The organism is Pseudorhodoferax aquiterrae (assembly GCF_014652235.1).
In the GTDB taxonomy this organism is placed as follows: domain Bacteria; phylum Pseudomonadota; class Gammaproteobacteria; order Burkholderiales; family Burkholderiaceae_C; genus Pseudorhodoferax; species Pseudorhodoferax aquiterrae.
Window position 1 is genome coordinate 516,525 of sequence record NZ_BMYK01000002.1, and the last position, 16,809, is coordinate 533,333.

The window sequence follows — 16,809 nt, forward strand, 5'->3', positions numbered from 1 at the left end:
CGATTATGAGCCGGGGTAGAAGGGCTTCCCGATGGAGTTGGGCATGTTGGCCCGGATCCATGCGGGGTTGCGCGAGATGATGGCCAGCACCACCACGGGCGCGAGGTACTGCAGCATCGACAGGAACTGGCTGGGCACCTGCACGCCCTGGCTCTGCAGGAAGAAGCCCAGCTGGCCCACGCCGCCGAACAGGTAGGCACCCAGCAGCACGCGCGCGGGCCGCCAGGTGGCAAACGTCGTCAGCGCCAGCGCGATCCAGCCGTTGCCGGCCACCATGCCCTCGACCCACAGCGGCGTGTAGACCACCGACAAATAGCTGCCCGCCAGCCCGCACAGCGCGCCGCCCGCCAGCACGGCGAGGAAGCGGATGCGCCGCACCGGGTAGCCCAGTGCGTGGGAAGACTCGGGCGACTCGCCGACCGAGCGCAGCACCAGCCCCGCGCGCGTGCGCATCAGGAACCAGATCAGCGCGAACGTGAACAGCACGGCGATGTAGACCATGGGATGGTGGCGGAACAGCGCCGGCCCGAACCACGGGATGTCGGCCAGCACGGGAATCGCGTACTGCGGCGAGGGCGGCAGCTTCTCCTGCACGTAGCCCACGCCCACGAAGGCCGAGAAGCCGCTGCCGAACAGGCTCAGCGCCAGGCCCGTGGCGTACTGGTTGGTGTTGAACCAGATCACGAGCACGCCGAAGGCTGCCGCCATGGCCGCGCCGGCCGCCATGCCGGCCGCAAAGCCCACCCAGGTGCTGCCGCTGTGCACGGCGGCCGCGAAGCCGGCGATGGCGGCGCAGAGCATCATGCCCTCGGCGCCCAGGTTGATGATCCCGGCCTTCTCGTTGATGAGCAGGCCCAGCGCCGCGAGCGCGAGCACGGTGCCCGCGTTGAGCGTGGCGGCCAGCAAGAGTGCGTACGCGTCCATCACGCGGCCCTCCGCAGACCCGTGATGCGCACGCGGTAGGCGATCAGCGTGTCGCAGGCCAGCAGCGTGAACAGCAAGAGGCCCTGGAACACGCCCGTCAGCGACTTGGGCAGGCCCAGGCGCGATTGCGCGAGTTCGCCGCCGATGTAGAACATGCTCATGAGGATGGCCGAGAACACCATGCCGACGGGATGCAGGCGGCCGACGAAGGCCACGATGATGGCGGCGAAGCCGTAGCCCGCCGGCACGTAGGGCGTGAGCTGGCCGATCGGGCCGGCCACCTCGAGCGCACCGGCCAGGCCCGCCGCGCCGCCGGAGGTCAAGAGCGCGATCCACAGCGCGCGCCGCGACGAGAAGCCCGCGTAGCGCGCCGCCGCCGGCGCGAGGCCACCGACCTGCTGCGCGAAGCCGGCCCGCGTGCGGAACAGGAAGATCCACAGCGCGCCCGCGCCGAGCAGCGCGATCACCAGGCCGATGCTCACGCGCGAGCCCTTCATGAGACGCGGGATCTGCGTGACGGCCTCGAAGGTCTTGCTCTGCGGGAAGTTGTAGCCCATCGGATCCTTGAGCGGCCCCTGCACGAGGTAGCCCAGGAACTGGATCGCCACGTAGACCAGCATCAGGCTCACGAGGATCTCGCTCGCGTTGAAGCGGTCGCGCAGCAGCGCCACGATGCCGGCCCAGAGCATGCCGCCCAGGATGCCGGCCAAGAGAATCGGCACGACGATCCACCCCGAGCTGCCCTTGCCGGCCGTCAAGGCGACACAACCTGCACAGATGGCGCCGATCACGAACTGCCCCTCGGCACCGATGTTCCAGACGTTGGAGCGAAAGCACACCGCCAGCCCCAGCGCGATGATGAGCAGCGGCGTGGCCTTGACCATGAGTTCGCCCAGCGCGTAGGCGTTGCGCAGCGGCTCCCAGAAGAACACGCCGAGGCCGCGCAGCGGGTCCTTGCCCAGCGCGATGAACAGCAGCGTGCCGATCCCCACCGTGATCGCGAGCGCCAGCAATGGCGAACCGAAGCTCCAGAACTTCGAGGGTTCGGGGCGGGCTTCAAGCTTGAGCATGCTGCGCCTCCCCCACCGCGGAACCGGTCCACAGGCCGGACATCCACTCGCCGATCTGCGGCACGGTCGCCTGCGCGCGCGCCACGGACGGGGAGAGACGGCCCTTGGCGATCACGTAGAGCCGGTCGCTGATCTCGAACAGCTCGTCCAGCTCCTCGCTGACCACGAGCACGGCGCAGCCCGCGTCGCGCAGCGCGAGGATGGCGCCGCGGATCTGCGCGGCCGCGCCCACATCCACGCCCCAGGTCGGCTGCGAGACGATCAGGAGCTTTGGATTGGCGTCGATCTCGCGCCCGACGATGAACTTCTGCAGATTGCCGCCCGACAGCGACTTGGCGGCAGACTGCGGCCCGCCCGCCTTGACCTTGTAGCGCGCGATCGTCTCGCGTGCCTGTTCGGTGAGCCGGCGCACGCGGATCCAGCCGCTCCTGGCCACGGCGTCGTTGCGTGTGAGCAGCAGGTTGTGCGCCAGGCTCAGCGTGGGCACCGCGCCGCGGCCCAGGCGTTCCTCCGGCACGAAATGCAGGCCCAGTGCGCGCCGGCGGCCCGGGCGCAGGCGGGCCGCGTCCTGGCCGAAGATGCGCACCATGGCCGGCTCGGCGCGGCAGTCCTCGCCCGACAGCGCATAGAGCAGTTCCTTTTGCCCGTTGCCCGAGACGCCCGCGATGCCGACCACTTCGCCCGCGCGCACGTCCAGGGCGATGCCTTCCAGGTCCACGCCGAACTGGTCTTCGCGCGCGAGCGTGAGGCCCTGCACCTGCAGCACGGTGGCGCCGGCCTGGCTCTCGCGGTGCTGCAGCGCCGGCGGCTCCGCGCCGATCATGAGCCGGCTCAGCGAGGCATTGCTCTCCTCGCGCGGGTTGCACACGCCCGTGACCTTGCCGCCGCGCAACACCGTGCAGGCCGTGCAGAGTTCGCGGATCTCGTGCAGCTTGTGGCTGATGTACAGGATGCTGCAGCCTTCGGCCGCAAGCTTCTTGAGCACCACGAACAGCTTCTCGACCGCCTGCGGCGTCAGCACCGAGGTGGGCTCGTCCAGGATCAAGAGCTTGGGGTCGGTCAGCAGCGCGCGGATGATCTCCACGCGCTGCATCTCGCCGACCGACAGCGTGTGCACGGGCCGGCTGGGATCGATGTCCAGGCCGTACTCGCCGGCCTTGGCCGTGATGCGCTGCGTGACCTCGGCCAGCTTCAGGTGCTTGTCCAGCCCCAGCCAGACGTTCTCGGCCACGGTCAGCGTGTCGAACAGGCTGAAGTGCTGGAACACCATGCTGATGCCCAGCGCGCGCGCCTCCTGCGGGTTGCGGATGTGCACCTCGCGGCCGTCGAAGGTCACCGTGCCCTGGTCGGGTTTGACCGAGCCGTAGATGATCTTCATGAGCGTGGACTTGCCGGCGCCGTTCTCGCCGAGCACGGCGTGGGTCTCGCCGGGCATCACGGTCAGCGAGACATCGCTGTTGGCCACAACGGCCGGGTAGGCCTTGGTGATGTTGGCGAGCGCCAAGCGGGGAATGGTCATGGGCAGCGGAAGCACCTCTGGGCGGGTCTTGGATGTGTTTCGGTCACACCAGCAAGGTCGATGCCACCTTGCAGCGGCCCTTCCCCGCCGGTCGTGCACCAAAACCGAGCGTGGGCGCGATGTTAAGGGCGCCCGCCATGGCCCGGACCGGCGGACGCCCCCCTCAACGGACCGGGGAAACCCGATGGGTGGGTGCAGCCCGGGCGTAGCCGAAGAGCTGTACGACGAACTCCCGCAGCCATGCCCGCGCCGGTTCGTTCGCATGGCGCCGGCTCCAGTGCAGCGACACCGTGAACTCCGCCAGCGGCAGCGCCGGCTCCACGAGGGCGTAGCCGCCCTGCTCCGCGAAGCCCAGCGCGATGTTGCGCGGCATCACCACCGCCAGATCGGTTGCGCGCACGATGGCCGGCAGCACGAGGAAGTGGTGCGTGGTCAGGCGCAGCCGGTCCTGCAGCTGCAGCAGTTCGAGGATGCGCAAGGTGTCCGAGTGCGTGCGCACGGCCACCAGCTCCAGCCCGCGCAGCCAGGCCAGTCCATCGCCAACCTTGCGGCGCGTGCGCAGCGACGGATGGCCTTCGCGCAGCAGCACGACGTAGCGGTCGCGCAGCAAGGCCACCTGCTCCGTGCCCTGCACCTGGGGCAGGAAGCCGAAGGCCAGGTCGATGCGGCCGTCGTCCAGCGCGGGCGCGATCTCGGCCGCGGGCAGCGGCATGGTCTCCACGCGCACGCCCGGCGCGGCGCGCAGCAGCGCGGCCATGAGTTCGGGCAGGAAGCGCGCCTCGCCGATGTCGGACAGGTGCAGGCGGAACACCTGGCGCGCGCTGGCCGGATCGAAGCTGGCCTGCGCGTGCAGCGCCTGCTCCAGGATGGCCAGCGCCTCGCGCACCGCGCTGCCCAGCGCCTCGGCCTTGGGCGTGGGCCGCACGCCGGCGCCCGCGCGCACGAACAGCGGGTCGTGCAGCAGCGTGCGCAGCCGCGCCAGACCCTGGCTCGCCGCGGGCTGGGTGATGTCCAGCAGCTCGGCCGCGCGGCTCACGTTGCGCGTGCGGCCGATCGCGTCGAACAGGCGCAGCAGGTTGAGGTCAAGTGCGTTGATATGCATCGGATGCATGGTTCTTATCCGAATCATTTTATTGATGGCATGAGCTGGCAGACCGAAGATCGCAGGCTTCGATCTCTTGCGGCTGCTTCCATGTCCGACCAACCCACCGTCCGCGAAGCCGTGCTCGCGCTGCTGCGCAGCTTCGGCATCGACACCATCTTCGGCAACCCCGGCTCGACCGAGCTACCGCTGTTCCTCGACTTCCCGGACGACTTCCGCTACGTCCTGGGCCTGCAGGAATCCGTGGTCGTGGGCATGGCCGACGGCTACGCCCAGGCCACGGGCAATGCGGCCTTCGTCAACCTGCACTCGGCCGCCGGCGTCGGCCACGCCATGGGCAACATCTTCACGGCGCACAAGAACCGCACGCCCATGGTCATCACGGCCGGCCAACAGGCGCGCTCCATCCTGCCGTTCGAGCCCTTCCTGTTCTCGGCCCAGGCGACCGAGCTGCCCAAGCCCTATGTCAAGTGGAGCGTGGAGCCCGCCCGGGCCGAGGACGTGCCGCTGGCCATCGCGCGCGCCTACTACATCGCCATGCAGGAGCCCAAGGGCCCGGTGCTGGTGTCGATTCCGGCCGACGACTGGGCGCGGCCGACCGAGCCGGTGCTGGCGCGCACGGTGAGCCAGGTGGCGCGGCCCGACCCGGCCCTGCTCGAACGGATCGGCCAGTTGCTGGAGGCCAGCCGCCGGCCGGCCCTGGTGGTCGGGGCCGCCACCGACCGCGCCGGCGCCTGGGACGCCACCGTGGCGCTGGCCGAGCGCCACCAGGCGCGCGTGTGGATCGCGCCCATGTCGGGCCGCGCCGGCTTTCCGGAAGACCACCCGCTGTTCGCCGGCTTCCTGCCGGCCATGCGCGAGCAGATCGTCGCCAAGCTGGCCGGGCACGACTTCGTGCTCGCGCTCGGCGCGCCGGCCTTCACCTACCACGTGGAGGGGGCCGGCCCGCACCTGCCGGCGGGCGCCAGCCTGGCGCAGATCGTCGACGACCCGCAGGTCGCGGCCTGGGCACCCGTGGGCCTGGCGGTGGTCGGCAACATCCGGCTCGCGCTCGAGGACCTGCTGGCCCGGCCGGCAAGCGCCACGGCCCACCGCGAGCCGCCGCCCGCCCGCCAGCCGGCCCCGGTGCCGCCGGCCCCCGCGGCGGGCCAACGCCCGTCCACCGCCTGGGTGCTGCACCGGCTCGACCAGTTGCGGCCGGCGGACGCCGTGGTGGTCGAGGAAGCGCCCAGCGCGCGCCCGACCATGCAGCAGCAGCTGCCCATGCGCGCGGCCGCCAGCTTCTACACCATGTGCAGCGGCGGCCTGGGCTACAGCCTGCCGGCCGCCGTGGGCGTAGCGCTGGGCCGGCCCGGCCAGCGCGTGATCGCGCTGGTCGGCGACGGCTCGGCCATGTACGCGATCCAGGCGCTGTGGAGCGCGGCCCAGCTGCGGCTGCCGCTCACGGTGCTGATCCTCAAGAACCGCAGCTACGCGGCGCTCAACATGTTCGCGCCGGCCTTCGGCTTCGCGGCCGGCGCCGAGCTGCCCGGCACCGCCCTGCCCGACCTGGACTTCGTGGCGCTGGCCCACGGCCATGGCTGCCAGGGGCTGCGCGCGGCCGATGGCCAAGCGCTGGAACGCCTGCTGCCGCAGGCGCTGGCCGCGACCACGCCGACGCTGCTGGAAATCGACGTGGACTGAACCACACCACAAAAAAGGAGACAAGCATGACCATTCCCCGCCGAACCGCCCTGGCCAGCCTGGCCGCGTTCTCTGTCATTCGCGCCCATGCCCAGGCCTGGCCCGCCAAGCCGATCCGCGTGGTCGTGAACTTCCCGCCCGGCGGTGCGGCCGACCAGATCGCGCGGGCGGTCGGCACCCCGCTGTCCGAAGCCCTGGGCCAGCCCGTGGTCGTGGAGAACCGCGGCGGCGCCAACGGCAACATCGGCGGCGAGGCCGTGGCCAAGGCCGCGCCGGACGGCTACACCCTGCTCATGAGCTCGGGCGGCATGGTCTCGGTGAATCCGCACATCTATGCCCGCATGCCGTTCGACCCGGTGCGCGACATCGTGCCCGTGGCCTCGGCCGCGCGCGTGCTGGTCTACCTGCTCGTGCGGCCCGACCTGCCGCCCAGGAACATCGCCGAATTCATCGCCTACCTGAAGGCCAACCCAGGCAAGCTCTCCTACGGCTCGCCCGGCAACGGCAGCTCGCCGCACCTGGCCGGCGAGATGATGAAGGCGCAGGCCAACGTGTTCTCCGTGCACGTGCCCTACCGGGGCGCCGCGCCCGCACTGCAGGACCTGCTGGCCGGCCAGATCGACTACTTCTTCGATCCCGGCATCGGCCTGAACCAGGTGCGCGCCGGCAAGCTGCGCCTGCTGGCGGTGGGCAGCCCCAAGCGCTCGCCGGCCTTCCCCGAGGTGCCCACGCTGGACGAGGCCGGGCTCAAGGGCTTCGACGCAGACACGGTGTTCGGCTTCTACGCGCCGGCCGGCACGCCGGCCGAGGTGATCGCGCGGCTGAACCGCGAGATCAACCGCATCCTGCAGACGGCGCCGCTGCGCGAACGCATGCTGGCGCTCGGTGGCGAGGCATTGCCGCTGACGCCCGAGCAGTTCCACCAGCGCGCGGAAGAGGACTCCAAACGCTTCGGGGCCATCATCAAGGCGCGCGGCATCCGCGGGGATTAGCCCAGCACGATCTCCAGCGTGGCGCCGCCCCCAGCCTGCGCGAGTGCGTCCATCCAGTCGGTCAGCGCCACACTGGCCGGGCCCGGGCGGTAGCGGTTGGCGAGCCGCGTGAATGCCAGCGGCCGCCCGTTCAACGCCAGCTGCTGCACGCCGCAGCCGCGTGGTCCGACGCGGTAACGCACCTGCACAGCGGTGCCGCGCAGGCAAGCCTGGGCGACCAGGCCGTCCAGGCCCCGCGGCATCACCGGGTCGAAGTGGACGGCGTCGTGGCTGCCGCGCAGGCCCAGCAGCTGGCGCACGACCAGGCTCAGCGCGATGCCTGCGCCGCTGGAGTACACGCGCCAGCCGCCCTGCACGGCCACTTCGCCGGCAAGCAATCGGTCGTAACGCGCCGCGGCCTCGTAGCGGTCATTGAACGCTGCATCGGAACTCGAGTAGTAGCAGTTGGCCTGGCGCAGCCGCGCCTGCGGCAGCCAAGTCTGCATGCCGATCGGGTTGGCCTGGCACAGGGCCTCGAAGAAGGCCTCGGCGTCGCCATGCTGCGCGAGCGCCTCGGCGTAGCGCAGGTGGGCGTGGGTGTACATGAGGCCGATCTCGCGGCCGAAGAAGCTGGCGCTCTCGGCCCGCTGGAACAGGGTCTGCGGGCCGCCGCGGTAGGCCAGCGGGCGGTCGAACAGGCGGGCGCCATCGGGGCCCAGCAGGTGCGTGCGGACCAAAGCCAGGTGCTGAGCCGCCTGGTCCGGGTCCAGCATCTCGTTGATGACGGCGTGGACCATGGGCAGCAGGCTGTAATGGGCGCCCGTCAGCGCGTCGCATGGATGCAGCAGGTAGCGCGGCGCGCCGGCGGCCTCGAACAGGGCGTAGCCTGCCAGCACGCCATCGGGCATGAGCTGCTGCTGGAAGTCTTGCAGCACCGCCTGGGCCTGTACGGCCAGCGCATCGGCCTGGTCCGTGCGGCCCAGGGCCTGCAGCCCCTGCCCCAGCGTGCGCAGCATCTGGTAGTGCAGCGTCACGGTCCAGGCACTGCACAGCCGCTCGCGCAGCGCCGGGTCGGCCGGCTGCAGCGCATCGTTCCAGTCGCCATGGCCGTAGGCGGCCAGCCGGGTGGCCGGGATGCGCCGCTGCGCGATGACGCCCAGCGCACGCTGCACGTGCTGCCAGACCGTGGCCTGCTCGGCTTGCGCGGGGCCCTCGGGGTGGAAGAACGGCAGCCGCTCGTCGAGCACGCCACCGTCGCCCGCGGCCTGCAGGTACTGCCCCAGCGCCACGAGCGGCCAGAACACGATGTCGCCGTGCGAGTCGCCGGCGCGCACGTGGCGGTCGCGCGCGAAGAACATGAACCACTGCGGCCAGTCGCCATCGGGCTGCTGCTCGGCGAACACGCGCAGCAGGAGGTCGCGCAGCGGCGGCAGGCAGCCGTGCGCCAGCAGCAGTTCCACCGGGCCCTGGCTCACGTCGCGCGTGCCCCAGCCGCCGCCGGTGTACTGCTCCAGTCCGCGCGGCGCGAGGTAGTGCACGAGCGCGTTGTCCTGCAGCCAGGGCAGCCACTCGGCCAGCGCCGACAGTCTGGGTCGGGCCGTGCCCGGCGGCAGTTCCAGCTCAGGCAGGCGCAGCGCAGGCAGGCGGGGCAAGGCGGCATCGGGCGCGGCCAGCGGGCCGAGCAGCTCGGAGCGCAGCGTCAGGCCGAAGACGGCGCACGGCAGCGTCCGCAGGCACAAAAAGGGCTGGTCGCGCGATCGCCCGTCCAGGTACAGCAGCTCGTCCGCACCCACATGCTCCAGCAGCGCCGCGCTGCCTGCGTCCGGCTGCAATGCGAAGCTGCCGCCCGGGTACTGCCGCTGCGCGGCGCTGCCGGGCGCGGGCGCCACGGTCACCGCGCCGTCCGCGCCGCGCCGCCACGCGGGCATGCCCGGCGCGAGCCCGTCGTCGCCCTGCAGCGCCAGGTGGTGCGTGACGAGGAAGCGCACCGCGGGCCCGGCGTCCACCTGCAGCGCGAGCGACAGCGCATGGTCCTCGGTCGCGGCGCTGGCGCGGACCGTCAGCACGCCCTGCGCATGGGCATAGATCCACGCGCACTGCCCGGCGGACATGGCGAAGGCCGAGGGCAGCCCCAGCAGCCGCCATTGCCCGCCGATCTCCACCAGCACCCGCTGCCCGCTGCCGCGGTGCAGACCCAGGTAGCTGCGCACGGTGGACAGCAGCCGGTTGCTGCTCACATGGCCCTGGGTCACCATGGAATGGAACACCCCGCCCATCCAGCAGGTGCTGGTCAGGCTGCGCTCGTCGGGCACCAGGTGCGCGCCCGTGCGCAAGATCTGGCCATGCGGGCGCAGTGTCTGGCTTTCCTTGCGCGGCAGCGCCACATGGGTGCCGAAGGCCGCGAAGAAGGACAGCAGCCGCCCTTCGGCGTCGCGCTCCACCTGGCGCCACGGCAGTGCAAACCGCTGGGCCAGCTCCGACTCGGACAGCGCGTGCGTCGCCAGGTCGGCGGCCCGCGTGAACAGGCTGGGCGCGGCCGCGCGCCAGGGCGGGCCCGGCTCGGCCGGTGCCGGCGCAGCCGCCGCCAGCGCCGCCCAGGCATCGGCCTGGGCCAGGTCGGCCGCGCCGGTGGCCTGGGGGTGGTCGGCCTGCACGCCGGCGAAGAAGCCCAGCCGCGCACCGGCCTGCGCGGGCAGCACGCAGGGCGCGTCCTGCAGCGCCAGCATGGCGTGCTCGTGCTGCAGACGCTGGTTGGGCAAATCGGCCGTGGCGACCACAGGGGAGGCGCCGCTGCGCCAGCCCAGGCCGATGGACTGCAGGGCGTCCGTCGCGTAGCCGACCGCACGCCGCAGCGAACCCAGCAGCAGCCAGGGATGGCGCTGGCCCGCGCCCGCCAGGTTCTGCCGTGTCGCCAGCACCGTGCCACGCCAGGGATGGTCCAGCGGCACATGGTCCAGGTACTGGCTGACGTAGTACTCGTTGATGCGGACGGCGCCATAGGGCGCCAGCGCGACGTCCTGCAGCAGCACGAGGTCCACCGTCTGCGCACTGTCGCCCGCGTTGTGCAGGTCGACCTGCCAGGACCAGACCGGCGCGCTGGCATGCAGTTGGAGCCGCACCGCGTAGCGCAGAGCACCCCAGTTCCCACGCGCCTGCCACGCCCCGGCATGCAGGCGCCACTGCGCACCGCTGTCCGGCGACAGCAGGTTCAGGCTGTCCAGCACCGCGCCGTCCTGGCGGCGGCGCAGCCACAGGGCCGTGGTTGCCGCTTCGAGCGCATGGCCGGCGAAGAGCTGGAGGGTGGTGTCGCCGAAGTCCAGGCGGTGCAGCGTGCCGTTGGCATGGAAGGTCGCCGACAGGCCGCCGGGGCTGTTCAGCACAAGCTCGGAGGAAGCGCTCATGGGGACGAAAGGGGCAGACGGTGGAGGGATGGGCAGGGCGGCAGGCTGCGCCCGCCGGCAGCGGCCGTGTAGCGCACGCGGGCCGGCAAGCGGTGCACCACGAGGCCGGCGGCCGGCAGGCAGGCCAACGGCCGGCCGTCGATGCTGGCGCGCCCAGGTGCCGCGCCGTCGGGCAGCGCGATGACCAGCCCGCCGGCAGGCGGCTGCATGCCGCCTGCGATGTCCACGGTGGTGGTCGCGCCTGCGCGGCGGGCGCGGTAGCTCAGTGGCCCGAGCGGCGTGTGCAGCGCGCGCAGTGCGAGGCCCTGGCCCTGCAGCCAGGCCGGCGCCACGCCCGCGCCGAGCACCCAGGCCGCGCGCTCGGGCGCCTGGTAGGCGAACAGGTCCAGCGCGGCGCGCAGGAAGTCCGACGCCACCCAGCCATGCGGCATGTCGCCGACGAAGCGCGGCGCGCGCGGGTCGCGGCCGACGACCTCGGCCCACTGCCGCCAGCCCAGCGGACGGCGGTCGCGCAGGAAGTAGTCGGCTGCGGCCAGCGCACGCGCGCGCTCGCCCAGGCGCAGCAACGTGCCGACGGTGCGCCATTCATACGGGGTGTAGGCATCCCAGGTGGGGGGACCGTCGCGGCGCTCCGTGAAGTTGCGCCAGTACTGCGCGAAGGTGGCCTGCAGCGCAGCCGGCGGCAGCACACCCTGCAGGCCGGCCGGTGCCAGGGCCACGGTGGTGGAGGTCGCGTCGAAGTCGCCGCGGTCGGCCGCGCCCGGGATCGCGGCCATGCCGTACCGGTGCTGCGCCTGGGCGATGGACGCCAGCACGTCGCGCTGGAAATCGGCCAGCTGCGCCTGCCAGTGCGCCGCGGCCGCCGTGTCGCCCAGCGCCTGCGCCATGGCCACGCCATCGGCATAGCCCAAGAGGCCCCAGAAGTTGTCCCAGTACGCATAGGCGGCCTGGTCGGAATAGCCTTCGTGGCTGATGGAGGGTGGCAGCAGGCCGAGGTAGAGGCTGCGCTCGGGCGTGCCGTTCTTCTGCGTGCCCTCCTCGGCCCGCAGGCCGTCCATGTAGCGGAGCACCTTGCTGGCGGCCGGCCACTGCCGGCGCAGCCAGTCCAGGTCGCCGGTGTGCCGCCAGGTGGTGGCCAGCAGGTGCAGGTAGGCGCCCATGCTGTCGTTCTCGGGCACCGGATCGGCGCCGCGCGCATCGATGCAGCAGGGCACCTTGCCGTTGGCGAAGAGCTGCGGCGTGAACCAGTCGGCGTAGGCCCGCACCACCTCGGCATGGCCCAGGCTGGCCAGCGCGGCACCGGTCATCGCGCCGTCGCGGATCCAGGAGCGCGCATACGCGCGCGTGCCAGGCCGGATCGCCGCGCCCTGCAGGTTGATCAGGATGTGGGCCTGGGCCGCACGCACCGTGTCGGCCAGGCCCTGCGTGTCGCCTTCGATCCGCAGGCCGGTGCGGTTCAGCCGCGCGGTCCATTGGGCGGCGCTGCGCTGGCGCGCCGTCTCGAACCATGCGGCCGGCGCCACGCCCCGCGGCAACCGGGCCGGCCCGGCCTGCGGCAGCACGACCACGATGTCGCGGCTGGCGCCGGGCGGCAGCTGCAGCGCGTACTGCAGCGCCACCGCGGCGAACCCTTGCGGGTCCTCCCAATGCACGGCGCCATCGGCATCGGCCGGCTCGCGCAGTGCCCGTAGGCCGCCCGCGCCGCCCTGGCCGAACAGCAGCCGCGTGGGCCGGGTGGTGGTCATGAGCACCGGCTGGCCATCGCGCGCCAGCACGCCGTCGTGCCAGTCCAGGCGGTGCAGCGGCGCGACACCGCCCGGCACGTTCAGGAACTGCGTCGGCGGATTGACCTGGAACGGGCGCAGCGCGAGCCACAGCGTCATGGTCTGCGCCCGCCGTGCGGGGTTGTGCACCCGGTAGCGCACCTGCGTCTGCAGGCCACCGGCTTCGTCGGCGAGGGCTGTCGTTTGGAGGCCGAACCGCGGGTGCACCCACGTGACCTGCGGGATCGGCAGATGGCCGCGCGCGAGGCCCTGCGCCAGCTGCACATCGGCCCAGCCATGCAGCTGGCCGTCGACCTCGACGAAAGGTTCGAGCGAGGGACCGGCCTTCATCGGTTCCACGGCGCCGTCTTCGGACATCAGCGCCTGCTGGCCCCCCCCAGGCACGCCCAGCACGGTCCAGTAGGCCTGCTCCCCGCTGAACCCGCGCGGAAACTGTCCGCGTGCAGAGAACGCGGCCTGCTTGTCGACCAGGGCGTTCGGCGAGTCCAAGGCGCCGGCCGCCAGCACCTCGACGCGTTGCAGCGCGAGGCGCTCGCCTGCCCCCTGCTCGAGCACCAGACGCAGCTGCCGCGCTTCCTGCTCCGGGGTGTGGAGCACCTCGGCGCCGCCCAGGCCGGCCGCCACCCGCTGCACCGGCCACCAGTCCCGCCCATCCAGCGAACCCTCGACGCGGTAGCGGCTGGCGTGCTGGCCGCTCGCCCAGTGCAGCACCAGGCCGCTGAACTCGCGCGGCCGGCCGAAGTCGGTCTGCAGCACCAGCGGCCGGCCGGCTGCAGGCGCACCGGCGTGCCAGGGCAAGGCCTGCGGCGCATCGGTGCCGGTCTGCCAGACGGGCTCGGGCCACCGTGCGGGCGGCTCCGGCAGCGGGGTGATGGCCAGCGCGTCGAAGCACAGCGCACCGCGCGCACCCTGCGCGCCCACCAGCACCAGCTCGACGCGCTCGGTGTGGCGCAGCGTCTTGTCCGCCGCAGGGCCCCAGGCGAACGCGATGTGCCGGCGCCGAGTGGGAAGCGGCGTCCACTGCGCCGGTGCCACGAAGTCCGTGCGCCGGTGCCACCAGACGTTCAGGCCGCTCGCGTCGACGAGTTTGAGTTCGAGGGCAGAGAGGGCGCCCTGCCCGCGCACCGCGAGCGTGAGCGCGAAGTTGCCGTCGAAGGCCATCGGCAGTGCGCGACCCAAGGCCACATAGCCCGCGACGCGGCCGAAGTCGTAGCGCACGCAGGCCGCGCTGCCGCCGTCCGGTGCGGGCAGGAGTTCGGCCTGCACCTGGTCAGTGGCCGCCAGCTGCCAGGCCTGCAGGTCCGCGAAATCGGCGAGCACGCGCGCCTGCGACGGCCAGGGCAGCAGCCAGGCACAGAGCAGCAGCGCCAGCCACCGCATCACTTGACCCCGCCCGACAGGATGCCGCTCACGTAGAAGCGCTGCGTGCACAGGAACAGCAGCAGCACGGGCAGAACGGTCACGACGGCGCCGGCCATCATGAGTTCGCTGTCCTGCACGTGCTCGCGCGAGAGCGAGGCCAGCGCCAGCGGCAGCGTGTGCAGGCGGTCGCCGGTCAGCACGATCAGCGGCCACATGAAGTCGTTCCAGCTGCCGAGAAAGGTCAGCACGGCCAGCGTGGCGAGCGCGGGGCGCAGCAAGGGCAGCACGATGCGCCGGAAGATGTAGAACTCGCCCGCGCCGTCCACGCGCGCGGCATCCAGCAGCTCGTCGGGGATGGTCTCGGCCTGGCGGCGGATCAGGAAGATGCCGAAGATGCTGGCCATGCCGGGAACCAGCACGCCCAGGTAGGTGTTGACCAGGCCCATGTTCTTGAGCAGCAGGAACAGCGGCAGCATGGCGACCTGGCCCGGGATGACCAGCGCGCTCACGAGCAGCTGAAAGATGCGTTCCTTGCCCTTGAACGCGAGCTTGGCGAAGGCGTAGCCCGCGGCGCTGTTGAAGGCCAGCGAGAGCAGCGTGCTGGCACCGGCCAGCAGCACGCTGTTGGCGATGGTGCGCCACAGGCCCTGCAGCGCGAACAGCGCACGGTAGTTCTGCAGCGTGGGCTCGGCCGGCAACAAGGGCGGCGGCACCGTGCTGGCCTCGCCGGGGGCCATGAACGAGACGCTGAGCATCCAGACCAGCGGGCTCAGCGCGAACAGCGCGATTAGCAGCAAGAGGCCGTGGACGGCGATGCCCTGCCCCAGGGTGGTCCGACCGTTCACCAGCGCCTCCAGCGGCGCAGCGCCAGCAGGGTGCCCGTGCAGGCCATCATGAGCACGAACAGCAGGAAGGCCACGGCGCTGGCCGAGCCTAGGTTCCACCACTTGAAGCCTTCCTCGTACATCAGGTAGAGCACGCTGACGGTGCTGCGCGCCGGCCCGCCCTGGGTCATCACATAGGGCTCGCCGAACAGCTGGAAATAGCCTGTGACGGTGAGGATGCCCACCATGCCCAGCGCGGGCGCCAGCAGCGGCAGCGTCACGCGCCGAAAACGCTGCCAGGCGCCGGCGCCGTCCACCGCCGCCGCCTCGTAGAGCTCGCGCGGGATGGCCTGCAGCCCGGCCAGCAGGATCACGGCGTTGTAGCCGAAGTTCTTCCAGACCGCGAACAGCACGATGGCCGGCATGGACCAGCGCGGATCGCCGAGCCAGTCCACGGGCGCGATGCCGACCTGCGCCAGCAGATGGTTGACCCAGCCGTAGCGCGTGTGCAGCAGGTAGCGCCAGATCACGGCCACGGCCACCATGGTCGCGACCACGGGCGCGAACACCGCCGTGCGGAAGAAGCCCTGCAGGCGCGCCGCGGCCGCGTGCAGCAGCAGCGCGCACGCCAGCGACAGCCCCAGCGACAGCGGCACGCCGAGCAGCACGAAGTACAGCGTGTTGGCGAGCGCGTTCCAGAACTCCGCCGAGCGCAGCAGGGCCAGGTAGTTCTGCAGGCCCACGAAGCGCAGCTGGCGCGGGTCGGCCAGCGCGTAGAGATCGAAGTCCGTGAGGCTGAGCAGGAAAGCCATGAGCACGGGCAACAGGAAGAACACGGCGATCAGCGCGAGCGCGGGGCCAGCGAACACCCAGGCGACCCATCGCTGCGTCATGCACGCGCCTCGGGGCCTTGCAGCAGCCAGCGGCGCTTGGCCAGGATGCCATCGACCTCTGCATCGAGCGCAGCCAGCAGCGGCGCCGGCGCGCCCTGGCCGCGCACCAGCTGCTCGGCCGCGCGCTGCATCGCCACGGCGATGCGCTCCCACTCCAGCACGGCCGGCGCCGGCTTGACGCGCTGCAGCTGGTCGGCGAACGCCAGGGCGCGTGCGTCGGTGTCGAGCCCGGCCAGCGGCCAGGCGCTGCGGCGCGCCGGCAGGTTGCCGGTCAACGCATGGAAGCGCGCCTGCACTGCAGGTTCGCCCATGTACTCGACCAGGCGCCAGGCCGCGTCCTGCCGCGGGCTGTGCTTGTGCACCACGAGGCTGGCACCGCCGGCGATCGAGGCGCCCGGCCCCTGCGGCCCGGGCAGGGGTGCACAGCCCCAGCTGGCCTGCTGCTGCGGCGGCAGCCGGCGCCCGAGCTCGCCCATGCTCCAGGGCCCGGAGACGAAGCATGCGAAGCGGCCTTGGCCGAATTCGGTCCACAGGTTGCCGATCTGCTCCTTGCCCTGCAGGTCGGCCCAGCCGCGGCGGAAGAAGGCGCTGTAGAAGTCCAGCGCACGGCCGAAGCCGGGGTTGGCGAAGTTGCCGCGCGTGTCCTGCGCGCGCAGCAGGCTTTCGTCCTGTTGCAGCGCCAGTGCCAACAGCGGCTCGAACTCGTTGACGGCCAGGAACACCGGCCGGCCGCGGCCCGCGAGCCTGGCCTTCAGCGCCTCGAGCAGTTGCGACCAGTCGCCCCAGTCCTGCGCCATCCGCGTGAAACCGGCCTGCGCCAGCAGGTCGCGGCGGTAGAACAGCAAGCGCGTGTCCACGTACCAGGGCAGCCCCAGCAGGGCCGGTGCGCTGGTGGTCCCACGCGAGGCGATGCGCGCGGCCCGGTTGGTGGCCAGGATGCCGGGAAAATAGTCCTCCGTGTCCACCCGCGCCTGGACCGGCGCCAGCACACCGAGCTGGGCCATCTCCGCGATCCAGGTGTTGCCGAGCTGGAACACGTCGGGCAGGCTGTTGCCCACGTAGGCCGTGAGCAGCTTCTCGTGCGCGGAGGACCAGGGGATCTGCTGGACCTGCACAGAGATGCCAGGATGGCGCTGCGCGAAGCCCGGCAGCAGCTCCTTGACGACCTCAGCCTCGCGGCCCATGGCCCAGAACTGCAGGGGCTGCCCGCTGGAGGAGCCCATACAACCACTTAACGCGATCGACGCGCCGACACCCTGCAACAGCGCACGCCGAC

11 protein-coding genes are annotated in these 16,809 nt (G+C 72.0%); 2 read left to right on the plus strand and 9 right to left on the minus strand.

Annotated elements, in window-relative coordinates; genetic code table 11:
• Nucleotides 1–3: 3 nt before the first annotated feature.
• From IE209_RS05110 to IE209_RS05125, 4 genes are all read right to left on the minus strand, one after another.
• Nucleotides 4–924 (minus strand): ABC transporter permease, encoded by a 921-nt coding sequence (locus IE209_RS05110; protein WP_189685862.1) that lies wholly within the window; start codon nucleotides 922–924, stop codon nucleotides 4–6.
• Nucleotides 924–1,994: an ABC transporter permease gene (locus tag IE209_RS05115; protein WP_189685863.1), complete on the minus strand. Its 1,071-nt coding sequence runs from the start codon at nucleotides 1,992–1,994 to the stop codon at nucleotides 924–926. Before IE209_RS05115 ends, IE209_RS05110 begins: the two co-directional genes overlap by 1 nt.
• Nucleotides 1,981–3,513 (minus strand): ABC transporter ATP-binding protein, encoded by a 1,533-nt coding sequence (locus IE209_RS05120; protein WP_189685864.1) that lies wholly within the window; start codon nucleotides 3,511–3,513, stop codon nucleotides 1,981–1,983. The genes IE209_RS05115 and IE209_RS05120 overlap by 14 nt, the downstream gene beginning before the upstream one ends.
• A 163-nt stretch (nucleotides 3,514–3,676) precedes the next feature.
• Nucleotides 3,677–4,615, minus strand: coding sequence for a LysR substrate-binding domain-containing protein (locus tag IE209_RS05125; RefSeq protein ID WP_189685926.1), 939 nt, complete (start codon nucleotides 4,613–4,615; stop codon nucleotides 3,677–3,679).
• A 90-nt stretch (nucleotides 4,616–4,705) separates the two neighbouring features.
• Between IE209_RS05125 and mdlC the strand changes: the two genes are divergently transcribed.
• On the plus strand, nucleotides 4,706–6,298 hold the full coding sequence (gene mdlC / locus IE209_RS05130) for a benzoylformate decarboxylase (RefSeq protein WP_189685865.1): 1,593 nt from the start codon (nucleotides 4,706–4,708) through the stop codon (nucleotides 6,296–6,298).
• Between the two features lie 26 nt (nucleotides 6,299–6,324).
• Entirely contained in the window at nucleotides 6,325–7,290 is a 966-nt protein-coding gene (locus IE209_RS05135; protein WP_189685866.1) for a Bug family tripartite tricarboxylate transporter substrate binding protein, read from the plus strand.
• Here IE209_RS05135 and IE209_RS05140 read toward each other — a convergent pair.
• From IE209_RS05140 to IE209_RS05160, 5 genes are read right to left on the minus strand one after another with little or no spacing between them, the layout of a single operon-like run.
• A complete protein-coding gene (locus tag IE209_RS05140; RefSeq protein WP_189685867.1) occupies nucleotides 7,287–10,670 on the minus strand; it encodes a hypothetical protein in 3,384 nt (1,127 codons plus the stop codon). The genes IE209_RS05135 and IE209_RS05140 overlap by 4 nt on opposite strands.
• Entirely contained in the window at nucleotides 10,667–13,834 is a 3,168-nt protein-coding gene (locus IE209_RS05145; protein ID WP_189685868.1) for a discoidin domain-containing protein, read from the minus strand. The genes IE209_RS05140 and IE209_RS05145 overlap by 4 nt, the downstream gene beginning before the upstream one ends.
• Nucleotides 13,834–14,661 (minus strand): carbohydrate ABC transporter permease, encoded by an 828-nt coding sequence (locus IE209_RS05150; protein WP_229882694.1) that lies wholly within the window; start codon nucleotides 14,659–14,661, stop codon nucleotides 13,834–13,836. Before IE209_RS05150 ends, IE209_RS05145 begins: the two co-directional genes overlap by 1 nt.
• Complete coding sequence (locus IE209_RS05155; protein WP_189685869.1) at nucleotides 14,658–15,533, minus strand: carbohydrate ABC transporter permease; 876 nt, start codon at nucleotides 15,531–15,533, stop codon at nucleotides 14,658–14,660. The genes IE209_RS05150 and IE209_RS05155 overlap by 4 nt, the downstream gene beginning before the upstream one ends.
• Complete coding sequence (locus IE209_RS05160; protein WP_229882695.1) at nucleotides 15,530–16,756, minus strand: extracellular solute-binding protein; 1,227 nt, start codon at nucleotides 16,754–16,756, stop codon at nucleotides 15,530–15,532. The genes IE209_RS05155 and IE209_RS05160 overlap by 4 nt, the downstream gene beginning before the upstream one ends.
• Nucleotides 16,757–16,809: the final 53 nt, after the last annotated feature.

What these genes read in the sequence shown, in the direction of transcription:
- IE209_RS05125 (WP_189685926.1), bottom strand. Translation starts at nt 4,615, where the DNA reads ATGCATATCAACGCACTTGACCTCAACCTGCTGCGCCTGTTCGACGCG.
- IE209_RS05115 (WP_189685863.1), bottom strand. Translation starts at nt 1,994, where the DNA reads ATGCTCAAGCTTGAAGCCCGCCCCGAACCCTCGAAGTTCTGGAGCTTC.
- IE209_RS05120 (WP_189685864.1), bottom strand. Translation starts at nt 3,513, where the DNA reads ATGACCATTCCCCGCTTGGCGCTCGCCAACATCACCAAGGCCTACCCG.
- IE209_RS05155 (WP_189685869.1), bottom strand. Translation starts at nt 15,533, where the DNA reads ATGACGCAGCGATGGGTCGCCTGGGTGTTCGCTGGCCCCGCGCTCGCG.
- IE209_RS05160 (WP_229882695.1), bottom strand. Translation starts at nt 16,756, where the DNA reads ATGGGCTCCTCCAGCGGGCAGCCCCTGCAGTTCTGGGCCATGGGCCGC.
- IE209_RS05110 (WP_189685862.1), bottom strand. Translation starts at nt 924, where the DNA reads ATGGACGCGTACGCACTCTTGCTGGCCGCCACGCTCAACGCGGGCACC.
- mdlC (WP_189685865.1), top strand. Translation starts at nt 4,706, where the DNA reads ATGTCCGACCAACCCACCGTCCGCGAAGCCGTGCTCGCGCTGCTGCGC.
- IE209_RS05145 (WP_189685868.1), bottom strand. Translation starts at nt 13,834, where the DNA reads ATGCGGTGGCTGGCGCTGCTGCTCTGTGCCTGGCTGCTGCCCTGGCCG.
- IE209_RS05135 (WP_189685866.1), top strand. Translation starts at nt 6,325, where the DNA reads ATGACCATTCCCCGCCGAACCGCCCTGGCCAGCCTGGCCGCGTTCTCT.
- IE209_RS05140 (WP_189685867.1), bottom strand. Translation starts at nt 10,670, where the DNA reads ATGAGCGCTTCCTCCGAGCTTGTGCTGAACAGCCCCGGCGGCCTGTCG.